The organism is Alteribacillus sp. YIM 98480, assembly GCF_009765375.1.
Lineage (GTDB): Bacteria > Bacillota > Bacilli > Bacillales > Marinococcaceae > Alteribacillus.
The window spans coordinates 66,982-83,982 of sequence record NZ_VTOK01000008.1; the positions used below are offsets into that span (position 1 = coordinate 66,982).

General features: G+C 39.7%; 17 protein-coding genes. 1 reads left to right on the plus strand and 16 read right to left on the minus strand.

All coding sequences use genetic code 11. The features are described 5' to 3' along the window. Positions 1 to 21 precede the first annotated feature (21 nt). The gene (locus FZF09_RS11550) at positions 22 to 459 is read right to left on the minus strand and encodes a hypothetical protein (RefSeq protein ID WP_158736751.1); all 438 of its coding nucleotides are present in this window, start codon (positions 457 to 459) and stop codon (positions 22 to 24) included. 172 nt (positions 460 to 631) lie between these two features. Here FZF09_RS11550 and FZF09_RS11555 point away from each other — a divergent pair, with 172 nt between their 5' ends. Continuing rightward, positions 632 to 1,750, plus strand: coding sequence for a cysteine desulfurase family protein (locus FZF09_RS11555; protein ID WP_158736752.1), 1,119 nt, complete (start codon positions 632 to 634; stop codon positions 1,748 to 1,750). Between the two features lie 186 nt (positions 1,751 to 1,936). Here FZF09_RS11555 and FZF09_RS11560 read toward each other — a convergent pair whose 3' ends face one another. The 15 genes from FZF09_RS11560 to FZF09_RS11630 all read right to left on the minus strand — a co-directional run bounded on the left by FZF09_RS11560 (position 1,937) and on the right by FZF09_RS11630 (position 16,999). Then, positions 1,937 to 2,845 carry a cation diffusion facilitator family transporter gene (locus FZF09_RS11560; RefSeq protein ID WP_158736753.1) on the minus strand — a complete coding sequence of 303 codons (909 nt, stop codon included), beginning with the start codon at positions 2,843 to 2,845 and terminating at the stop codon, positions 1,937 to 1,939. Between the two features lie 628 nt (positions 2,846 to 3,473). After that, the gene (locus FZF09_RS11565) at positions 3,474 to 4,220 is read right to left on the minus strand and encodes a glutamine amidotransferase (RefSeq protein WP_158736754.1); all 747 of its coding nucleotides are present in this window, start codon (positions 4,218 to 4,220) and stop codon (positions 3,474 to 3,476) included. A 17-nt stretch (positions 4,221 to 4,237) separates the two neighbouring features. Then, a complete protein-coding gene (locus FZF09_RS11570) occupies positions 4,238 to 5,347 on the minus strand; it encodes a M28 family metallopeptidase (protein ID WP_158736755.1) in 1,110 nt (369 codons plus the stop codon). Further along, positions 5,347 to 6,378 carry a phosphotriesterase family protein gene (locus FZF09_RS11575; RefSeq protein ID WP_158736756.1) on the minus strand — a complete coding sequence of 344 codons (1,032 nt, stop codon included), beginning with the start codon at positions 6,376 to 6,378 and terminating at the stop codon, positions 5,347 to 5,349. Before FZF09_RS11575 ends, FZF09_RS11570 begins: the two co-directional genes overlap by 1 nt. 9 nt (positions 6,379 to 6,387) lie before the next feature. Then, entirely contained in the window at positions 6,388 to 7,395 is a 1,008-nt protein-coding gene (locus FZF09_RS11580) for an ABC transporter permease (RefSeq protein WP_199256781.1), read from the minus strand. Then, a complete protein-coding gene (locus tag FZF09_RS11585; protein ID WP_199256782.1) occupies positions 7,392 to 8,147 on the minus strand; it encodes an ATP-binding cassette domain-containing protein in 756 nt (251 codons plus the stop codon). The genes FZF09_RS11580 and FZF09_RS11585 overlap by 4 nt, the downstream gene beginning before the upstream one ends. Positions 8,148 to 8,186: 39 nt before the next feature. Further along, positions 8,187 to 9,212, minus strand: a complete 1,026-nt coding sequence (locus tag FZF09_RS11590) for a substrate-binding domain-containing protein (protein ID WP_233269479.1) — start codon at positions 9,210 to 9,212, stop codon at positions 8,187 to 8,189. A 219-nt stretch (positions 9,213 to 9,431) separates the two neighbouring features. Next, complete coding sequence (locus FZF09_RS11595) at positions 9,432 to 10,352, minus strand: ribokinase (RefSeq protein WP_158736757.1); 921 nt, start codon at positions 10,350 to 10,352, stop codon at positions 9,432 to 9,434. Continuing rightward, positions 10,345 to 11,208, minus strand: a complete 864-nt coding sequence (locus tag FZF09_RS11600) for a BtpA/SgcQ family protein (RefSeq protein WP_158736758.1) — start codon at positions 11,206 to 11,208, stop codon at positions 10,345 to 10,347. Before FZF09_RS11600 ends, FZF09_RS11595 begins: the two co-directional genes overlap by 8 nt. 133 nt (positions 11,209 to 11,341) lie before the next feature. Then, positions 11,342 to 12,103 (minus strand): GntR family transcriptional regulator, encoded by a 762-nt coding sequence (locus FZF09_RS11605; protein ID WP_158736759.1) that lies wholly within the window; start codon positions 12,101 to 12,103, stop codon positions 11,342 to 11,344. Positions 12,104 to 12,229: 126 nt separating this feature from the next. Continuing rightward, entirely contained in the window at positions 12,230 to 13,342 is a 1,113-nt protein-coding gene (locus tag FZF09_RS11610) for a M20 family metallopeptidase (RefSeq protein WP_158736760.1), read from the minus strand. 43 nt (positions 13,343 to 13,385) lie between these two features. Continuing rightward, entirely contained in the window at positions 13,386 to 14,288 is a 903-nt protein-coding gene (gene rbsK / locus FZF09_RS11615; RefSeq protein WP_158736761.1) for a ribokinase, read from the minus strand. 15 nt (positions 14,289 to 14,303) lie between these two features. Beyond that, a complete protein-coding gene (locus tag FZF09_RS11620; RefSeq protein ID WP_158736762.1) occupies positions 14,304 to 15,287 on the minus strand; it encodes a LacI family DNA-binding transcriptional regulator in 984 nt (327 codons plus the stop codon). A gap of 203 nt (positions 15,288 to 15,490) precedes the next feature. Further along, entirely contained in the window at positions 15,491 to 15,637 is a 147-nt protein-coding gene (locus FZF09_RS11625; RefSeq protein ID WP_158736763.1) for a hypothetical protein, read from the minus strand. 90 nt (positions 15,638 to 15,727) lie between these two features. Next, complete coding sequence (locus FZF09_RS11630) at positions 15,728 to 16,999, minus strand: murein hydrolase activator EnvC family protein (RefSeq protein WP_158736764.1); 1,272 nt, start codon at positions 16,997 to 16,999, stop codon at positions 15,728 to 15,730. Between the last annotated feature and the right edge of the window lie 2 nt (positions 17,000 to 17,001).

Here is a 17,001-nt window from a genome sequence, read left to right on the forward strand (position 1 = left end):
TCAGCTCTTCCTTCCTTCTTTTCAGCGCTTCTTTTTTTTCGGCGTTTCTTGCTTCGGGTTCAGCTCTTCTTTTCTCTCTTTCAGCGCTTCTCCTCCTCTTTTCAGCTCTTCCTTCCTTCTTTTCAGCGCTTCTTTCTTTTTCGGCGTTTCTTGCTTCAGGTTCAGCTCTTCTTTTCTCTCTTTCAGCGCTTCTCCTCCTCTTTTCAGCTCTTCCTTCCTTCTTTTCAGCGCTTCTTTCTTTTTCGGCGTTTCTTGCTTCGGGTTCAGCTCTTCTTTTCTCTCCTTCAGCGCTTCTCCTCCTCTTTTCAGCTCTTCCTTCCTTCTTTTCAGCGCTTCTTTCTTTTTCGGCGTTTCTTGCTTCAAGTTCAGCTCTTCTTTTCTCTCCTTCAGCGTTTCTCCTCCTCTTTTCAGCTCTTCCTTCCTTCTTTTCAGCGTTTCTTTCTTTTTCGACACTTCCAACTGGGGTCGGCTCTTCTCTTTTTCCCGCGCTTTCAACACGAGTCTGATCTTTCTTTTACCCTCCTAATACCAGCAGAACAAGCCGGCATAAAGAGGCTTCATTCCAATTTTGTACATTGCGAGTAAGAGAATAATTAAGGTAAAGTAAACAGAAAGGAGGAGTGTATAAGCAATGGAAAACATCTACATGGATTACAATGCGAGCACGCCGCTTGCTCCAGAAGTAAAAAAAACAATAACCCGTTTGCTTGATGAAGCATATGGCAACCCTTCCGCTTCTCATTGGGCTGGCTCTCCTGCTAAAACAGCATTCGAGAAAGCACGAGGACAGGTTGCAAGCTTAATAGGTGCTGCCTCAGAAGAAGTTATTTTCACAAGCGGCGGCACGGAGTCTAACAATCACGTCCTAAAAGGGATCGTGGAAGCAAACCTTGGGAAAAGCTGCCATATCGTTACAACCAAAGCAGAACACCCTGCTATCCTTGAACCGTGCCGCTATCTAGAACAGCATGGTGTTTCAATAACGTACGTAGATACCGATACATATGGAAAAATAGACCCTGCTGATATAAACGAAGCCATAACAGAGAACACAGTGCTTGTGTCTGTTATGCACGCCAATAATGAAACCGGAACCGTTCAGCCGCTCGAACAGATCTCAGCCATCACGAAAAGACATGGCATTCCTTTTCACACAGATGCCTCTCAATCTATTGGAAAAATTCCAGTAAATGTCGACAAGCTAGGTGTTGATTTTCTAACGATAGCTGGTCATAAATTATATGCTCCAAAAGGCATTGGCGCATTGTATATGCGAAAAGACAAGACGCTCCCTTCCTTTATGCACGGAGCAGGTCATGAACAAGGCAGACGAGCAGGCACTGAAAATGTCATTCTTGCCGGGGCGCTCGGACAAGCTTGTCAGGCTGCGCAATACGACAAAAGTATGGAAACCATTCAAGCGCTGCGAGACGATTTTTGGGAAAGGCTGCAGGAATCATTTGGGTCCAGAGTTCACCTCAACGGACATCCTGAAGAACGTTTACCTAACACATTAAATGTTAGTTTCATTGGATATACCGGCCAGGAGATTCTTGCCCGCATCCCAGAAGTTGCCGCTTCTACCGGTGCGGCATGCCATTCTGATACCGTTGAACTTTCTAATGTGCTCCAGGCCATGGGAGTAGACGAGGAAGTCGGAAAAGGAGCGATTCGTTTCAGTCTTGGACGTTATTCTGAAGTTAAAGATATACGTACCGTTGTTGAAAAGCTGAGAGAAGTTTTAGGATAATGTTGAAAAACGGAAGCTGAACGCGACCTCCGTAAAACCTTGTTTTAAGTCCATTTTGCAGGACGTCCTGTAATATGTTTCCGCGTATGGGATTTTTGTACAACTATTTTAGGAAATTTATTCAACAAATAAGCCAACCTTTCATGTACTGCTAGGTTGGCTCTTTATATGCCAGGGGTACTCCGTTTACAACGCCCATTTTCTATCTTTGGTAAAGGAGAGAGTAAACCAATTCGTATGTCCTTCCATTTGAAGTTTCTGATATAACTCCTCTCGAACCATATCAAATTCATCCACCGTCTGTATGCTTGTATGTTCGTCTAAAACAAAGTCAATCTCAATAAAAATGGTTTTCCCTACCTTAGTCACTCTCGTGAAATCTTCAAAGATATGATATTTTTCTTTTGTCTCTTGTACTGCTTGTGTAATTTGGAGTTGAATATGAGCTGAAGGTGCCATCCACAACAATTCTTTGGCATTTTTTATCAGCATTTGAAACGGAACTTTCAAAAAATACAATGAAATAATTAACACCATCACGGGGTCAATATAGGAAGTTAGAAAAGCAAATGTTGTCTCTTTTAGTAAAAGCGCGATCACAAAACCAGTAAGTACAGCTCCACTTAATATAGTGTCCATGAACCATTGGGCAGCCTCAGCTTTTACAAATTCGGAGTTCCCCTGTTTGTTTTTCATAATGCTGTAAATAACACCACATAAAACAGTAGCAATCAATGCATATAAAGAAGCAGAACCAATGGCAACCTCCCGTCCTCCTTTAAAAAAGTCAATCATCGAAGTAGAAAAAGCAAACAGGCACATAGCTATAATTGCACTTGCCTTAAAGATAATAACCAGGGGTTCAATGACATCTTTACCATATTGAAAACGTTCTTGATCTTCTTTCTGTATAAATGAATAAGCAAAAAGCGACATTAAAGAAAGACCCAAGCTAATAAAGGAATATAATCCATCAAAGATGATCATTTGTGAATTGGCGGCAATTCCCCACGTAATCCCCACGATAGTAAACAAAAATCCGCCAAAGACGGATATTTTTAAAATGTTGGAATCATTATTCTTGTTTGATTGCATAGCTAAATCCTTACTTATCAATGTGAATTTATTACAACTAATCATATCAAATGATGAGAACCCTTTCAAAGTAAGGTTTATAAAGAAAACTTGTTGGCGTGCCGCCACCATCTACCGTGAAAAACAATTTGATCTCTAAAATCGCATATGAACCTAATTAAATGTTTGTTTTCATACAAAAACTTTGCTCGCCATCGACTTATGGCAATATACTTTGAGCCTTTAACAAAGGTAATGCTTTCCTAAAGTATAAAAAACACATCCTTTAAACATATGAACAAGGATGTGCATAAATATTTTGTTGTGAAATATGGTTGACGATAAAAGAAATCCCTGTAAAATCAACGTTTACAGTAAGAGAATAGTTTTCTGTAATATATTAAACGGTTAATTACTCCAGACTAAAAGAAGTGTAAGGAATATCCCCTAGCAGCAACACCCTATCATAAAGGTCTTTATTTACTTTGATATATCTCCGCTAAGTTTCCAAACCATGGTAACGCTATGAAGATGTCGTTTTTCTGTCCAGTGTAAATTAGTACTTTAAAGTACAATTCAGCAAGATAAGGTCCGAAATCTCTCGTTCATATGATGACGTTTTATTACAACATAGTTAAAAACAATTGATTTAGTTATTCGCAAGCCATTCCACTAATTGTTTCCAAAAAATATTATAATATTTCCATTCTACAAATTCCGGCGGGCCCCAGTGTGGAGCAAAGTCGCTGGAAAAAGAAGCTGTACGTCCCTTGCCATAAGAACCCGTCACAAGAAAAGGATCGTTATCTTTTCCGATAGTCATTACTAAATCACTTTCATTCTTGACTGTCACCCGGTTATATCCTAAGAATCCAGGCCATTCTTTTGGAACATCCTTTAATACCAAATGATTGTCATGCACAACGGGTGCTGCCCCTTCAGGAACTTCGACCCGGTCATCTCCGCTTTCTAATTGAACAGGCAATATTTCTTCAATAACTGTTCCTTTGAATTTCGCCTTCGCTTCAATTCCTTGAAAAGAAAGGTAGCCGCCAATCATAGCAAAGCCCCCGCCATCGTTTACATAGTCTTTAACCAGCTGCAAACGGTTTGGTGTGCGTTTAGAGTGATTAAACGTTTGAGCGGGCAGCAAAAACGAATTGCTTCCGATATCACTAAAGAGAACCACATCAAATTCCTTTAAGGACCCCAAGTCTAAAGGAAACTTTTCATCAATTTCATGAGCACGTATATAGGTTAAGTCCATACCTGCTTCTTTCATCGCCGACCGAAACCAGTGGGCCCCTTCTTCATATTCTGAAGTCGTAAAAGAGTCAAAACCTTTCACATGAATAGTATGTTTTGTCCACGATTCTCCTACTAATAATACGTTCATGTTCATAACGTCTCCTTTTATTTATAATTTTCTAAAATATATTTTACGTATTTTGCTACTTTTTTCATATTTTCAAAGATATTCGTGTCCGGTTCATCTTTAAAAGTATGAATAATCTCTTGATCATTCACGGTAAGCATGAGTGCTTCACAGCCTGCTTTTACAAAGGGATGATGATCGGACCCTGGCGGAGGAGGAATGACTACAGATGAATTCGGAAAAAGGTTTCTTTTTTCCAGATCTGCATAAGCAAGTTTCCGTTCTATGTTAGAAGTAGACCAGCTTTCTAAAACTTCCCCGCGCCCAATCCCATCAATGTTTAACATGAAGCGAGGCGTTTCTTTTTTCTCCTTCATGGATTGGACGTATGCTTTACTTCCTGATAATAGTAATTCTTCCAAACCAAAAAAGACGATGTTCACGTGTACAGGCAGCTGTTCTGGTTTTATCGTTCGAATCAATTCGAGTAGAACGGCTGTTCCAGAAGCATTATCATAAGCTCCTCTTGTATTGTACATACTATCGTAATGCGCGCCGACCACCACTGCTTCTTTATTTTCGCCATTGGAGAGAGAAACACTGATGTTCTCCCCGTCAAATCTAGTCTCCATTTTCGTTTCCAACGAAAAGGCGACCACAACTTGTTCTCCTTCCCGTAGAGATTTTTCCCATTTTAAATACGTGGATGCCCCTATAATCAGGTGCGGGTAAGCCCACTCTTCTAATAAGGTTTGACTGAGTACTTCACCATCCGGCCTGGCCGTAATATATGCTGTAACACTCCCTTCTTTATCTACTACAGCATACCTCGGCCACTTATACATGTCCCATATGTTGGTATAACCGATACGCTGGACATAACCGTTAATATTTTTAGCGGAAGTGCTTCCAACAGCAGGAAAAGATTCTATCGTATCCTTTACGGGGTGCAGCTGCTTTAAGCCTGAAAAATAAGTGAGCTCCCAGCTTGTATACGGAAATTTTTGCGAAGAAGCTTCATATCCTTCCTCTGCAATTGCTGCCTTCAGCCAATTTTTTATCGTTTGTTCATTTTTACTGCCTGCTGGTCTTGGGCTGTGATGTACGATGTTCAGCCATTGTTCATGCATTTTTTCTTTTTTATTCATTAACCTTCAGCTCTTTTAAAAACTTGTTTGGGGTTTTCTATTAACAACTGGTCGATTTCTGCATCAGAAACGCCTAGACGCTTCAACCTCGGTACAAAGTGCTGTAAAATATGAGCAAATCCTCCGCCCCCGTAATGTTTTAACAGACTTTTCAAAAAGACATCCTGAGAGAGCAAAATAGAAGACTCATAGCCTTTTTCTAACAGTCTCACGATAGCTTCTGCACTTTGCTGGTCAGATGGTGATTGCCCTTCTGGAAACAATAGCTCAATTCCAATCATATCGTACTCTAAAAATGCTCCCCGATCGGCCAAGGATGTTTGATATTCCATATCGTTTAAGCTTGGATTCATATGATCTAAGATGACTTGTTCAGGATTTGCCCCTTCCTTTTCAATAATATCAAGCACAGAATGGCCATAGCGCTCCCATCCTGGCAGATGAACGGTTAATATTTTCCCCGTTTGTTTTTGAGCTTTTGCTGCACCTCGAAGTACTTTTACCTCTTGATCTGTCATATTGGGGCCTATGCCAATTTCTCCAATAATACCTGCTTTAATGTTTGTTTCCCCTGCACCCTCAAACAGATCATGATATATACATTCGGCAATTTCTTCTACTGAGCGTGTTGAAATGAAAGAAGGATGGGTATTTTCTAAATAATATCCACATCCCATTATGATAGGAGAGTTGGTTTTTACAGCTATATCTTTTAAGCCTTCAGGGTTTCTCCCTATACCTACCGGGGTGACATCTACAATGGATCGGCCCCCGGCTTTTTGAAATACTTTTACTTCTTCTGCTGCAAGGTCCGTATCCAAATAATAGTTATTATCAAAATTGGAATACGGTTCATGCCTTAGTTCGTTTAATATGGGCATGGAGACGTCTGCATAAGCAAAATCATCCGAAATATGCGCTGGTTTTTTCCAAAGGTGGCGCCTGTCTACCAAAAGATGCTCATGCATTAAAGTAATTCCTAATTCATTAATATCAACTTCTCCAAGTACCGTTTGAACTGTTTGCATCATAAAAGCTCCTTACATTCTTTTTTTGCCAAATACCCGAACGTTGATTATAACGGCCATTAGTAAAACGAGCCCTTCCATGATTTGAATAATATATGGAGAAACTTGCATTAAAGTAAGTCCGTTATTGATAACCCCAATCATGGTAACCCCGATAAGAGAACCTAAAATAGTACCGGCTCCGCCAAACAATGCAGTACCGCCAAGTACAACAGCAGCAATAATATCTAATTCAAACATCATGCCAATGTTAGATGACCCTGAACCTAATCGTGAGGCCAGAATAAGGCCGGCCAGCGCTGCTGCTCCTCCACTAAACATATATGTTATTAATTTTACATATTTTGTATTAACACCTGCGCGCCTCACTGCTTCTTCATTTGCGCCAATACCTGTTACATACGTACCATACCGGCTGTTCCTTAAAGCAATCACACCAAAAACCATAATGATGACAGCTAAAATCGCTGGAACAGGAACCCCCAGAAAGGACCCAATACCTATTTTCGTGAGTCCTGCATCACTAGAAATGGCTATAGAATAACCGCCAGTGATAAGAAGTGCCAGCCCTCTTACGTATAACATGGCTGCTAAGGTAACAATTAAAGGAGGAATATTATGATAGGCCACAACATAACCGTTGATGCATCCCATTGCTATCCCTGCTATTATTACAATCAGCAAAACAAGGGGACTGGCTGTTCCAGCGCTTAATAATACAGCCGTTAAGGCGCTGGCCAATGCAAGAATAGAACCTACGGAAAGATCAATGCCCCCGGTCGTAATAACGAAAGTCATCGCAACAGCAACAATTAAATTAGGTGCCAGCTGCATGACTAAGTTCATCATATTGCTATAGCTTAGAAAGGAAGCACTCGCAATCGAAAAAAATGCGCTAATCAATAGTAATATTCCGAATATACTTAGTATTTGTTTGTGATCTATCATCCATTGTTTCCATGAATGGGACAATTCCAAGTTTCGAACATCCGTGGTTACCTGTGCTTTTTCTTCCCTCATACCATACTCACCTCTTGCGGATTACCCATGATTGATTGAACAACAGATTCTAATGTAAATTGGTCAATGCCGCGGTCATCAATACATTTACCTTCATGCAGAACCATCAGCCGGTCGCATACTTCAAAAAGATCTTGTAAACGGTGAGTAATTAAAATGACACTGACCCCTTGTGCTTTCACGGTATTAATTAAATCCAAAACCATTCTTACTTCTTTTACACCTAATGCCGCTGTTGGTTCATCCATAATTAAAACTTTCGGCTGGAAAATCATGGCTCTTGCTATAGCAACAGCCTGCCGCTGTCCGCCCGACATATTTTGAACTTGAAGCTTGGTTGAAGCAATGTTTATCCCTAATTTATCTAGTTCATTTCTAGCTTGCTGATGCAGTTTTTTTTGATCTATTAATCTTCCAGATTTTAAAGGTTCTCTTCCCAAAAACATATTACTGGCTACACTTAGCGTGTCGCATAAAGCTAAGTCCTGAAAGACTGTTTCTATTTTTATATTTTTCGCCTCTTTCGGGTTACTAATTCTAATTTCTTCCCCTTCAAAATAAAACGTTCCTTTATCAGGCATAATAACACCGCTTAAAATTTTCATTAAGGTCGATTTCCCTGCACCGTTGTCCCCTAAAAGACCTAAGCACTCCCCATTTTCCAGTTTTAAGTCAACACCTTGGAGGGGCTTAACAGCCCCAAACGATTTTTCGATATCCCGCATTTCTATTTGATAGTCAAAGTCTTTCATTGGAACAGCTCCTTTATTTCAGACGAATGATTGTACTTTTTATTCAAAGAGAGAACGGAATTCATCAACATTGTCTTCTGTTACAACGGTTGCAGGAACATCAATTTGTTCTTCTACTTCTTCTCCTTCCACCAGGGCCAGAGCTGCTTTTATGGCTTCCGATCCATATTCGTCCGGATGTTGTTGTAAAGCTGCTTCTACATATCCATCGTCAATACCCTCAACAACCTGCTCACTCAAATCCCATCCAAATAATTTAAGATTGTCTTGAGCCTGTTGGGAGCGCACCCCAGACACCATTCCTATAAATGCCGGCTCTCCTGTTGCAAATGCTGCTTGCATATCTGGATTTGCAGTAAATAAGTCTTCCGAAGCGGAAAGAGCTTTCTCTTGAACGTTTTCCCCATCTACTGTATTCACCAGTTCTACATTTTCATTTTCAAGGATGGTATCCATGAAACCGTCTTGGCGGTTTATTTGAATAGGAGAGTTCAAAGCAGAAATAGCACCAATTTTCACTTCTTCATCTCCCCATTGTTCTTCTGCATATTCATTAAAGTATTCACCTAATTCTACACTGGACTCATAATTGTCCACTCCTATCTGCACGTCTACTCCGTCATGCTCAATAACTGAATCAATTGAAATAACAGGGATACCTTCTTCTTCCGCTTTATCTACAATCGGTTTCATAGCTTCTACATCGATGGCATTTATAACTAAGGCATCAACCCCAGCACTAATATAATCTTCCGCTCCATTGTATTGTTCTACTGAATCATTATTTGCGTTAAACACGGTTAAATTAACATCCGCTTCTTCCGCTTGGCTTTCTGCTCCTTTTACCATTTCAGTAAAAAATAAAGCTTCCTGGTTAATTACTGTCATGCCAATAGTTGGAGCTTCTTCATCATCTGTTTCAACAGCCGTTTCTACATCTGGTTGCTCACCGTTTGCTTCTTCTCCGCCATCCATTTCGCCAGTGTTTTCCACTTCCCCGCAAGCTGTTAGCAAAAATAACATAGAACCAAATACCCCAGCAGAATATTTCCAATGACGTTTCATTATATTGCCCCCTATTTATTTAATGGAAAAACATGTTATTTTCTTACATTCCTAACGATATAAAATAAAGCTTGAGATTATCTTTTCTTCCGAAAGGCTTTTACATTTAATAAATCTCAATAATATAAATAAAATGAAAATTCAAATAAGTGTGATGGTAAATCAGCTTTACCAAATATATTGTAAACACGGTTCACTTGCTGGTAAGGAGATTAGGCGTTAATGTCTGCTTATACAACCGGCCATTTCTTTTTCAAATGGCAGAGATGTTGTTGCCCCGTAGCGGGTAACTGATAATGAAGCAGCATACACAGCCTTTTCAACTGCTTTTAACATATCTTTATCTTTTAACCAGTAGGCGGTTAACGCCCCGCAAAAACAATCTCCAGCTGCTGTTGTATCTACCGCTTTAACTAATGGTGCTTTGAAAAAATAGAATTGCTTTTCACTGTAAACAAGTACGCCTGCAGCTCCCATAGTAACCACAATTGTCTGCTCGCTGTCTTCTTTAATGATAAGAACAGCCTGCTTAGCTGTTTCTTTATCAAATACGTTCATACCGGCTAATTGAGACGCTTCAATTTCATTAACAATGAGGACATCTACCAATTTACGAATCTCTCGTGAAAATGAAATGACTGGTGCAAGGTTCATAAAAATAGGGACATTTTTTTCTTTTAATAGTGTTATAATAGTGGCGATAACATCTGGAGGTACTTCTAATTGTAAGAGCGCTGCATCTGCATTCCCCAATGCTAAAAGTGCATGCTTTGCTTCTTCTTTAGATACCTCCGCATTTGCCTGCAAATTTGTAACTACCATATTTTCGCCTTCTTCATTGATGGTTATCATCGATGTCCCAGTAGATAATGTTTCAGCCACCCTTAATTGGTCAATATCAAGCCCTTCGTTTTTTAATTGTTTTGACAATTCCCTGCCGAACGAATCACCCCCTAATTTTCCTACAAAGGAGACTTCTGCTCCCATTCGTTTTGCAGCAATGGCCTGGTTCGCCGCTTTTCCTCCCAAACTTTCTATATATTTTGTGGATGCAATTGTTTCCCCAACTACTGGAAAACGCGGAACTTTAGCTATAAGGTCCATATTAATCGTTCCCATCACTACTAAACGATTACCCATCTAAGACCGTTTCTCCTTCTCTAGCTTTTTCCACTTCTTCCATAAACAATGTAACTTTGTCTTTTGAAACAGGCTCCCACCATTTATTTTCTTTTTTCAATGAACTTCCAACAATACAGCCATCTGCAATGGAGAGGAGCCGATGGGCATTCTTGATATCCATCCCGCTTCCAATAATGACCGGTAGTTCTGTATGATCTTTTATTCCCAGGATCTCTTCTGATTGAGTTTCGCTTCCTGTTCTTGTTCCCGTGGCAATTAGAACATCACTATCAAAGAAAATAGCATCATGAGTTTGATCGGATAAACTTCTATCCGCTACAATCGAATGACTTCCATGTTTTACATGAACATCCGTGAAAAGCTTAATATTTTCTCCTTTAATAGAGGAACGATAGCGCATAGCCTTAGCAGACGCCCCTTCGACAAAGCCTTCATTGGCAATGTAAGCATTCACCCATTGATTAACACGGACAAATGGCAGATCTGCCGCGCAAGCAACGGAGAGTCCCTGCACAGCACCATTAGCTAAACAGTTAATTCCTATGGGCAGTGAAGTATATTGTTTCAGTTTCTCTGCTACTGCTGTCATAGAAGCGACCGTTTCATACCCTATATCTTCTGGTTTGGAAAATGGCAGGTCCCATGCGTTCTCTATGATAAAACCATCTGCCCCGCCAGCCTCTAATGCTTCTGCATCTTTTACAGCCCATTCAAAAACTTCTTTCAATCCTCCTCCCTTGTAATGAGGAGCTCCTGGAAGTGGTTTAAGATGAATCATGCCGATAACAGGCTTGTCTTTCTGGAAAATACTGGTGATATAATTAGGTTTTTTTGGAAAAATTTTATCACTCAACTCATTCCCTCCCTTTATTGATTATAGTTTTTCTTAAACGGCAGAAATAAGAATTTTAAACTTATTATCAGCTGAATCTATTTCATAGTGCTATTTTGATTATCAAATCGAATTTAATCTTCGTTATAATGATTCAGTATAAAATAGTTTTATATTTGTATTTATCTGCTCGATAAATCATATCCGCCGCTTCAAACAACCGTCCATCCTGAAGCTTTGTAAATCGTTGTAACTTCAAAACCAATGTGTCTGGTTCAACATTTAAATGATTTGCATGTTCGAAAGAAGCAGTGCTTGCTTCCACCGATTCATGAGCTTCTCCTAGAGGAATGTTATATTTTCTCAGCGTTTCGTATAATGATTCTGATTCAAAGTTATGTTTTTCCAGATTGACCTCTGGATACAAATTCATATTTAAAATCGTCCGGTGGATTCCAATAACGACTCCATTTACTCTTCGCAGCCGGTTAAGGCGATATACTTTGTTTCCTTCATTTAAGGAAAAGGGATTCCATTCTTTCCCCTTTACTGTTTCCCAGCCTTCATTTAAAATCAGTGAGTCTACGACATGACCTTCATCTTCCATATCCTCTTTAAAACCCGTCAATTTCGGGCGAATAGGCTCTAATTTAGGTTCAGCAACAAACGTTCCCCGCCCTTGTATTTTATATAAAATACCTTCTGATACGAGTTCGCTTAAAGCCTGCCTTACCGTTGTGCGGCTCACTTCATATGTTTGAATGAGACTCATTTCTGTCGGGATTAGATCTCCCGCTGCCCAAATGTTTTTATCGATTTTTGTCTTTATAATTTCTTTTAATTGGGCGTAAAGAGGTACCGCATTTTGTCGGTCTACCAGCTGACCTCTAATAAAAACCCCTCCCCTTTGTGTCATTCATTTGTTATGTCATTATGATGTTATGACAAATCTTATAATTAAATTTAGACTTTTTCCAATAATCCGTCAATACAAAATAGAGAAATATTCTGGCAGATTAATTCACGCGACTTGGGGGACATATTACGTATCTAGTACTTGCATAATAATATTCTTATAGTAATTAATCGATTGCAGGTATGCATCGATAGAGACAAACTCATTTGGCTGATGTGCCATTTCCACCTGGCCAGGCCCAAACATGATCATTGGTATACGAGAGTCCTGATTAAATACAGAGCCGTCAGTATAATAAGGAACCGTTCTAGTATTCGTGGAATCTGTCCATTTGCAAATATCTTGAACAAATTCATTGTTTGTTGGAGTAAAGACAGGAGGACGGTCCAATAAAACGGTCAATGTGACATCTTTCCATTCTTCTACTTGTGTTTGCAGGGCTTTGAATAATGTTTCATGGTCTTCCGGCGGAACAGTTCTTATATCAATTACAGCTTCACAGTAATCGGGTACAACATTGGGCTGATTTCCCCCAGCCATTTGATTAAGAGAATACGTACTTGCTCCTAGAGTGTCATGAACCTTTTTTCTTTCTTCCAAGGTTTTATATATGTCGCGTAATACACGATGGAGACGATCAATAGCATTGATTCCGTGTTCTGGCATGGATCCATGCGACGTTTTTCCGAAAGATTGAACCTTTATCCATAACGCACCTTTATGCCCTACAGCTATTTCATTATTGGTTGGTTCCCCTATCATGATTCTTTTAACCAATGACCAGTTTAAATCTCCAAGAAGCTTTTTTGCTCCTACACAATCAACTTCTTCTCCTGCAGTTAATGCAAGTGCTATGTTCTTATCGGTATGTTGCATCTCTTCTGATACTTGTAATAATGCTAAGTACATAGCGGCTAAACCACTTTTCATATCAGCAGTACCTCTGCCATACATGCTGCCGTTTATTATCTCTCCATCAAACGGGGGCGTATCCCACATGTCTAAAGAGCCGGTTTGGACCGTATCCATATGCGCGGACAACAACAAGTCAATTTCCTTTCCTTCCCCCCATTCCAAAAGTAAGTTAGAACGATTCTCTACTAGCGGTGTTTTTTGTATTTGAAGGTTACTATCTAATGCATGGTTTTCTATAAAGTCTGCTACCTTGTTCTCGTTACCTGGCGGGTTGGTAGTGTCGATTTCTATTAGTTTTTTTAAAAACTGAACAGATTCATTCATTTTTACACCTCCACAAAATAAAGACTGGGATTTAGCATTTCACTTAGTCTTTAATTACCTTCTTTTGTTTGTTTGATGAGATAAAATGTTGAACAGCTTTCATATTGGGCATGCCTGCCTGTGCCCCCAATTTTTGTACAGATAAAGCAGCAGCAGCGTTAGCAAACGTACAGGCTTCACTAACCGATTTCCCCTTGGATACCGCAACAGCTAAAGCTCCGTTAAAAGTATCTCCTGCCCCTGTCGTATCCACCACAGGGACTTTATAGCCTTCAATGTTTATTTCTTCATCATTGTCCGTAAACAGAACCCCATCTTTTCCCTTTGTGATAACGCATTGTGATTTTCTCTGCTGCTTTTGTGTTTTTGTAAATAATTGGTCAAATTCATGTTTATTGGGAGTTAATACATCAATATAATTTAATAGGGTTTCGGGTAAATATTGGACAGGAGCTGGATTCAAAATCACTTTTGTACTATGTTTATTGGCAAGTTCTGCAGCTTTATGGACACTTTCGAGCGGAATTTCGAGCTGTAACAACATGATTTCTGATTCAGCAATAACCTTTTCATGCATTTCTACAATAGCAGGTGTTACAGCCTGATTTGCTCCCTGCACAACGATAATTCGATTGTCTTGTTCTGAAAGCAATACAGTAGCAATGCCTGTCGGAAAACCTGTAACCGGTTCCAGGTTGTCTATAGAAACACCTTGTTGATGCATATGCTCCATTAATTGATGGCCGTACAAATCATTGCCAACACGGCCGATAAAATGCACATCTCCTCCCAATTTAGCGGCAGCTGCAGCTTGATTTGCTCCTTTTCCACCTGGTACCATAGTAAAATCTTCTCCAAGTACTGTTTCTCCTTGTTGAGGGACTGTGCTTACTGTTGTCATAAGATCCATATTAATGCTTCCTATTACCGTTATACGCGGCCCCATCGACTTCTCTCCCCTTCAAACTTGCAATGTCGAGCTTCTTTTTTTAAGAGTTGCTTTAAAAGGTTTTGGGTATTCTACAGTTACATTTCCTTTTATTAAAGAGAGCAGCAGTTCAGATGCTTTTTTTCCCATTTCATCTATTGGCTGACTTATGGTCGTTAAGGACGGGTGCATCATTTCACTCATGAAAATGTTGTCAAATCCGATTAATTGCAAATCTTCTGGAATGTTTCTTCCTGTCTTAATAGCTGCTTTCATGACTCCAAAAGCCATCACATCGTTTCCTGCAAATATTCCATCTACGTATGGGTGTTTTTTTAATAATGAAATGGTTGCTGCTTCTGCTGTTTGCCATTGGTATTCCCCAGGTACAACAAGCTCTTCTTGAAATGAGCCATTCTTTTCTATTTCCTGTTTATATCCTTGATAACGCTGCTTTGCATTAGCAATTGTAAGCGGGCCTTGTATGTGAGCAATATGTTGACAGCCAATTTCCTTCAAATATGAGACAGCTAAACATGCACCGTGAACATTGTCAGAATAAACAGATGGCACTGTATGCTCGAGAGGACGATCCAACCCGACAAGCGGGAGTTCCCATTCTTTAATATGATCCTGCTGCAGGGTGTTGGTAACAATCATGACACCATCCACATATTTTCTCTTTAACACATCTAAATAATGTGCTTCTTTTTCTGGATTTGCATCACTATTACAAAGGATGACGGTGTAGCCTCGCTTGTTCATAACGTCCTCTACCACACGTGCTAATTCAGGGAAAAACGGATTCATAATATCTGGAATAATTAAACCTATAGTTTTTGATTCTTTTTTAAACAAGCTTCTTGCAACTGCATTTGGTTTATAATTTAATTCTTCAATAGAACGTACTACTTTTTTTTTCGTATCTTCGTTCACATATCCATTATTATTTAACACCCTTGATACGGTCGCAACCGAAACCTGTGCATGTTTTGCTACATCTTTTATCGTTGTCATACCTAACCTTCCTGTTACCATCTTAATAATATCCGCCGAGTCCTTATGGCGAAAGTTATAGTTTTTACTTATCCTTTGATCCTTTAACAAAGTTAAACTAAAGTATAAAATGATGTGTAACCCGTTACATATCATCAATGTAAACTAAATTATAGGACTCATTTTAGTTAATGTCAACAATATTTTGAAAATTTATTATTTTTTTATGTGATGTTACCTTTCATAAGAAAAGCGCAAGCGCCTTGCTCACGAGCGACAAGTCCTGGAGAGGCGGCATACGGAAAGCTGATCTTTGCTTTCCATTGACGGACCGAAGGAATCTCGAGCGAGTAGGCGCTTGCGCTAGACATAAAATGCCAACTATTTATAATTTCTTACCTTTTGAAAAAAACTGCCCCATAAGTCATTTCATAAACGACTTATAGGACAGTCTGTTTTTTCTAAAAATCTACATATTTACGTGGGTTCACAGAATTTGATTTTGATCCATTCCAAGGTCCTTCGTGTACTTCAAAATGAAGGTGAGGCCCTTGAGATGCACCGGTGTTGCCCATGATTCCGATGTTATCTCCTTTTGATACACTTTCTCCAGAAGAGACGCTTATTGAGGACATATGAGCATACAAGGTAGTAATTTGTTTGCCATCTATACGGTGAGAAATGAGGACGGTATTACCGTAGCCGTTCATATATTTGGCCTGGACAACGGTTCCATCACCAGCTGCCACAATCGGAACGTTCGAACGGCCGCCTTGCCCGATATCCGTACCATGATGCATTCTACCCCAGCGCGGCCCATATTCGGAAGTGACAGAACCAGTAGCTGGTCTCATCAATTCTCCACTCGCGTTTGCTGATGGGACATCATCGCTTGGATTGTCATTTGAGCTTCCACCGCTTGAGCCGGAAGATGATTTTTGTTGTTTTTCTTTTTGACGTTTTTCATAAGCTTTTAGTTCTTGTTCTGCAGCTTCTTCTTGCTTTTTAAGCAGTGCCTCTTCATCTTCTAGGGAAAGGAGTGCTTCTTCTAACAGTTCCTCTTCTTCTTCAAGGTCGCCTAGAATATCACTTTTATCTTCTCTTTGCCCTTCGAGTTTTTCTTTTAAGTCCTCTAATTCTTCCAAGCTATCTTCAAGAGATGCTAGCTCCTTTTCTACTTCTTCTTTTGCATCTTCTAACTCTTCTTGATCCTTAATATGTGCTTCTAAAATTTCTCTATCCTGTTCAGCAATCGTGTTTAGCGCAGATACACGGTCAATAAAATCTCCGAAGCTTTTTGCACCCATGAGAACTTCCAAGTAATCAACGGAACCGCCATTTTGGTACATCGCTCGCACCCGGTCTTTTAATAATTCATCCCGTTCGGCAATCCGTTCTTCGAGCTCTTTAATACGCTCCCGAAGGTCATCGATTCGATTTTCCGTTTCTTCTATTTCCTCTTCTTTTTCCGAGATTTTTTCGTTCGTCTCGGTCATTTCCTCATCAAGCTCTCTTAATTCCTTTTCTACTTCTTTTATATCATCCTCAAGTTCTTCCATTTCTTTTTTCGTTTCTTCGGATTCTGCTTCATTGCTGTTTCTTTTTTCTTCTAAATCGCTTAGTTTCTGACGCAGTTCCGAACTGGCATTCGCTGTATTTTCTGCATTTCCATATGTAAAGCCTACAGCAATTATAGCAAATGCTAGTACACTCCTAACTAACTGTTTCCTCATCC

Coding starts and splice junctions, on each gene's coding strand:
- FZF09_RS11590 (WP_233269479.1), bottom strand. CDS start 9,212: ATGAAACGTCATTGGAAATATTCTGCTGGGGTATTTGGTTCTATGTTA.
- FZF09_RS11580 (WP_199256781.1), bottom strand. CDS start 7,395: ATGAGGGAAGAAAAAGCACAGGTAACCACGGATGTTCGAAACTTGGAA.
- FZF09_RS11585 (WP_199256782.1), bottom strand. CDS start 8,147: ATGAAAGACTTTGACTATCAAATAGAAATGCGGGATATCGAAAAATCG.
- FZF09_RS11605 (WP_158736759.1), bottom strand. CDS start 12,103: ATGACACAAAGGGGAGGGGTTTTTATTAGAGGTCAGCTGGTAGACCGA.
- FZF09_RS11560 (WP_158736753.1), bottom strand. CDS start 2,845: ATGCAATCAAACAAGAATAATGATTCCAACATTTTAAAAATATCCGTC.
- FZF09_RS11565 (WP_158736754.1), bottom strand. CDS start 4,220: ATGAACGTATTATTAGTAGGAGAATCGTGGACAAAACATACTATTCAT.
- FZF09_RS11630 (WP_158736764.1), bottom strand. CDS start 16,999: ATGAGGAAACAGTTAGTTAGGAGTGTACTAGCATTTGCTATAATTGCT.
- rbsK (WP_158736761.1), bottom strand. CDS start 14,288: ATGGGGCCGCGTATAACGGTAATAGGAAGCATTAATATGGATCTTATG.
- FZF09_RS11610 (WP_158736760.1), bottom strand. CDS start 13,342: ATGAATGAATCTGTTCAGTTTTTAAAAAAACTAATAGAAATCGACACT.
- FZF09_RS11620 (WP_158736762.1), bottom strand. CDS start 15,287: ATGACAACGATAAAAGATGTAGCAAAACATGCACAGGTTTCGGTTGCG.
- FZF09_RS11625 (WP_158736763.1), bottom strand. CDS start 15,637: ATGTCTAGCGCAAGCGCCTACTCGCTCGAGATTCCTTCGGTCCGTCAA.
- FZF09_RS11575 (WP_158736756.1), bottom strand. CDS start 6,378: ATGATGCAAACAGTTCAAACGGTACTTGGAGAAGTTGATATTAATGAA.
- FZF09_RS11555 (WP_158736752.1), top strand. CDS start 632: ATGGAAAACATCTACATGGATTACAATGCGAGCACGCCGCTTGCTCCA.
- FZF09_RS11570 (WP_158736755.1), bottom strand. CDS start 5,347: ATGAATAAAAAAGAAAAAATGCATGAACAATGGCTGAACATCGTACAT.
- FZF09_RS11595 (WP_158736757.1), bottom strand. CDS start 10,352: ATGGGTAATCGTTTAGTAGTGATGGGAACGATTAATATGGACCTTATA.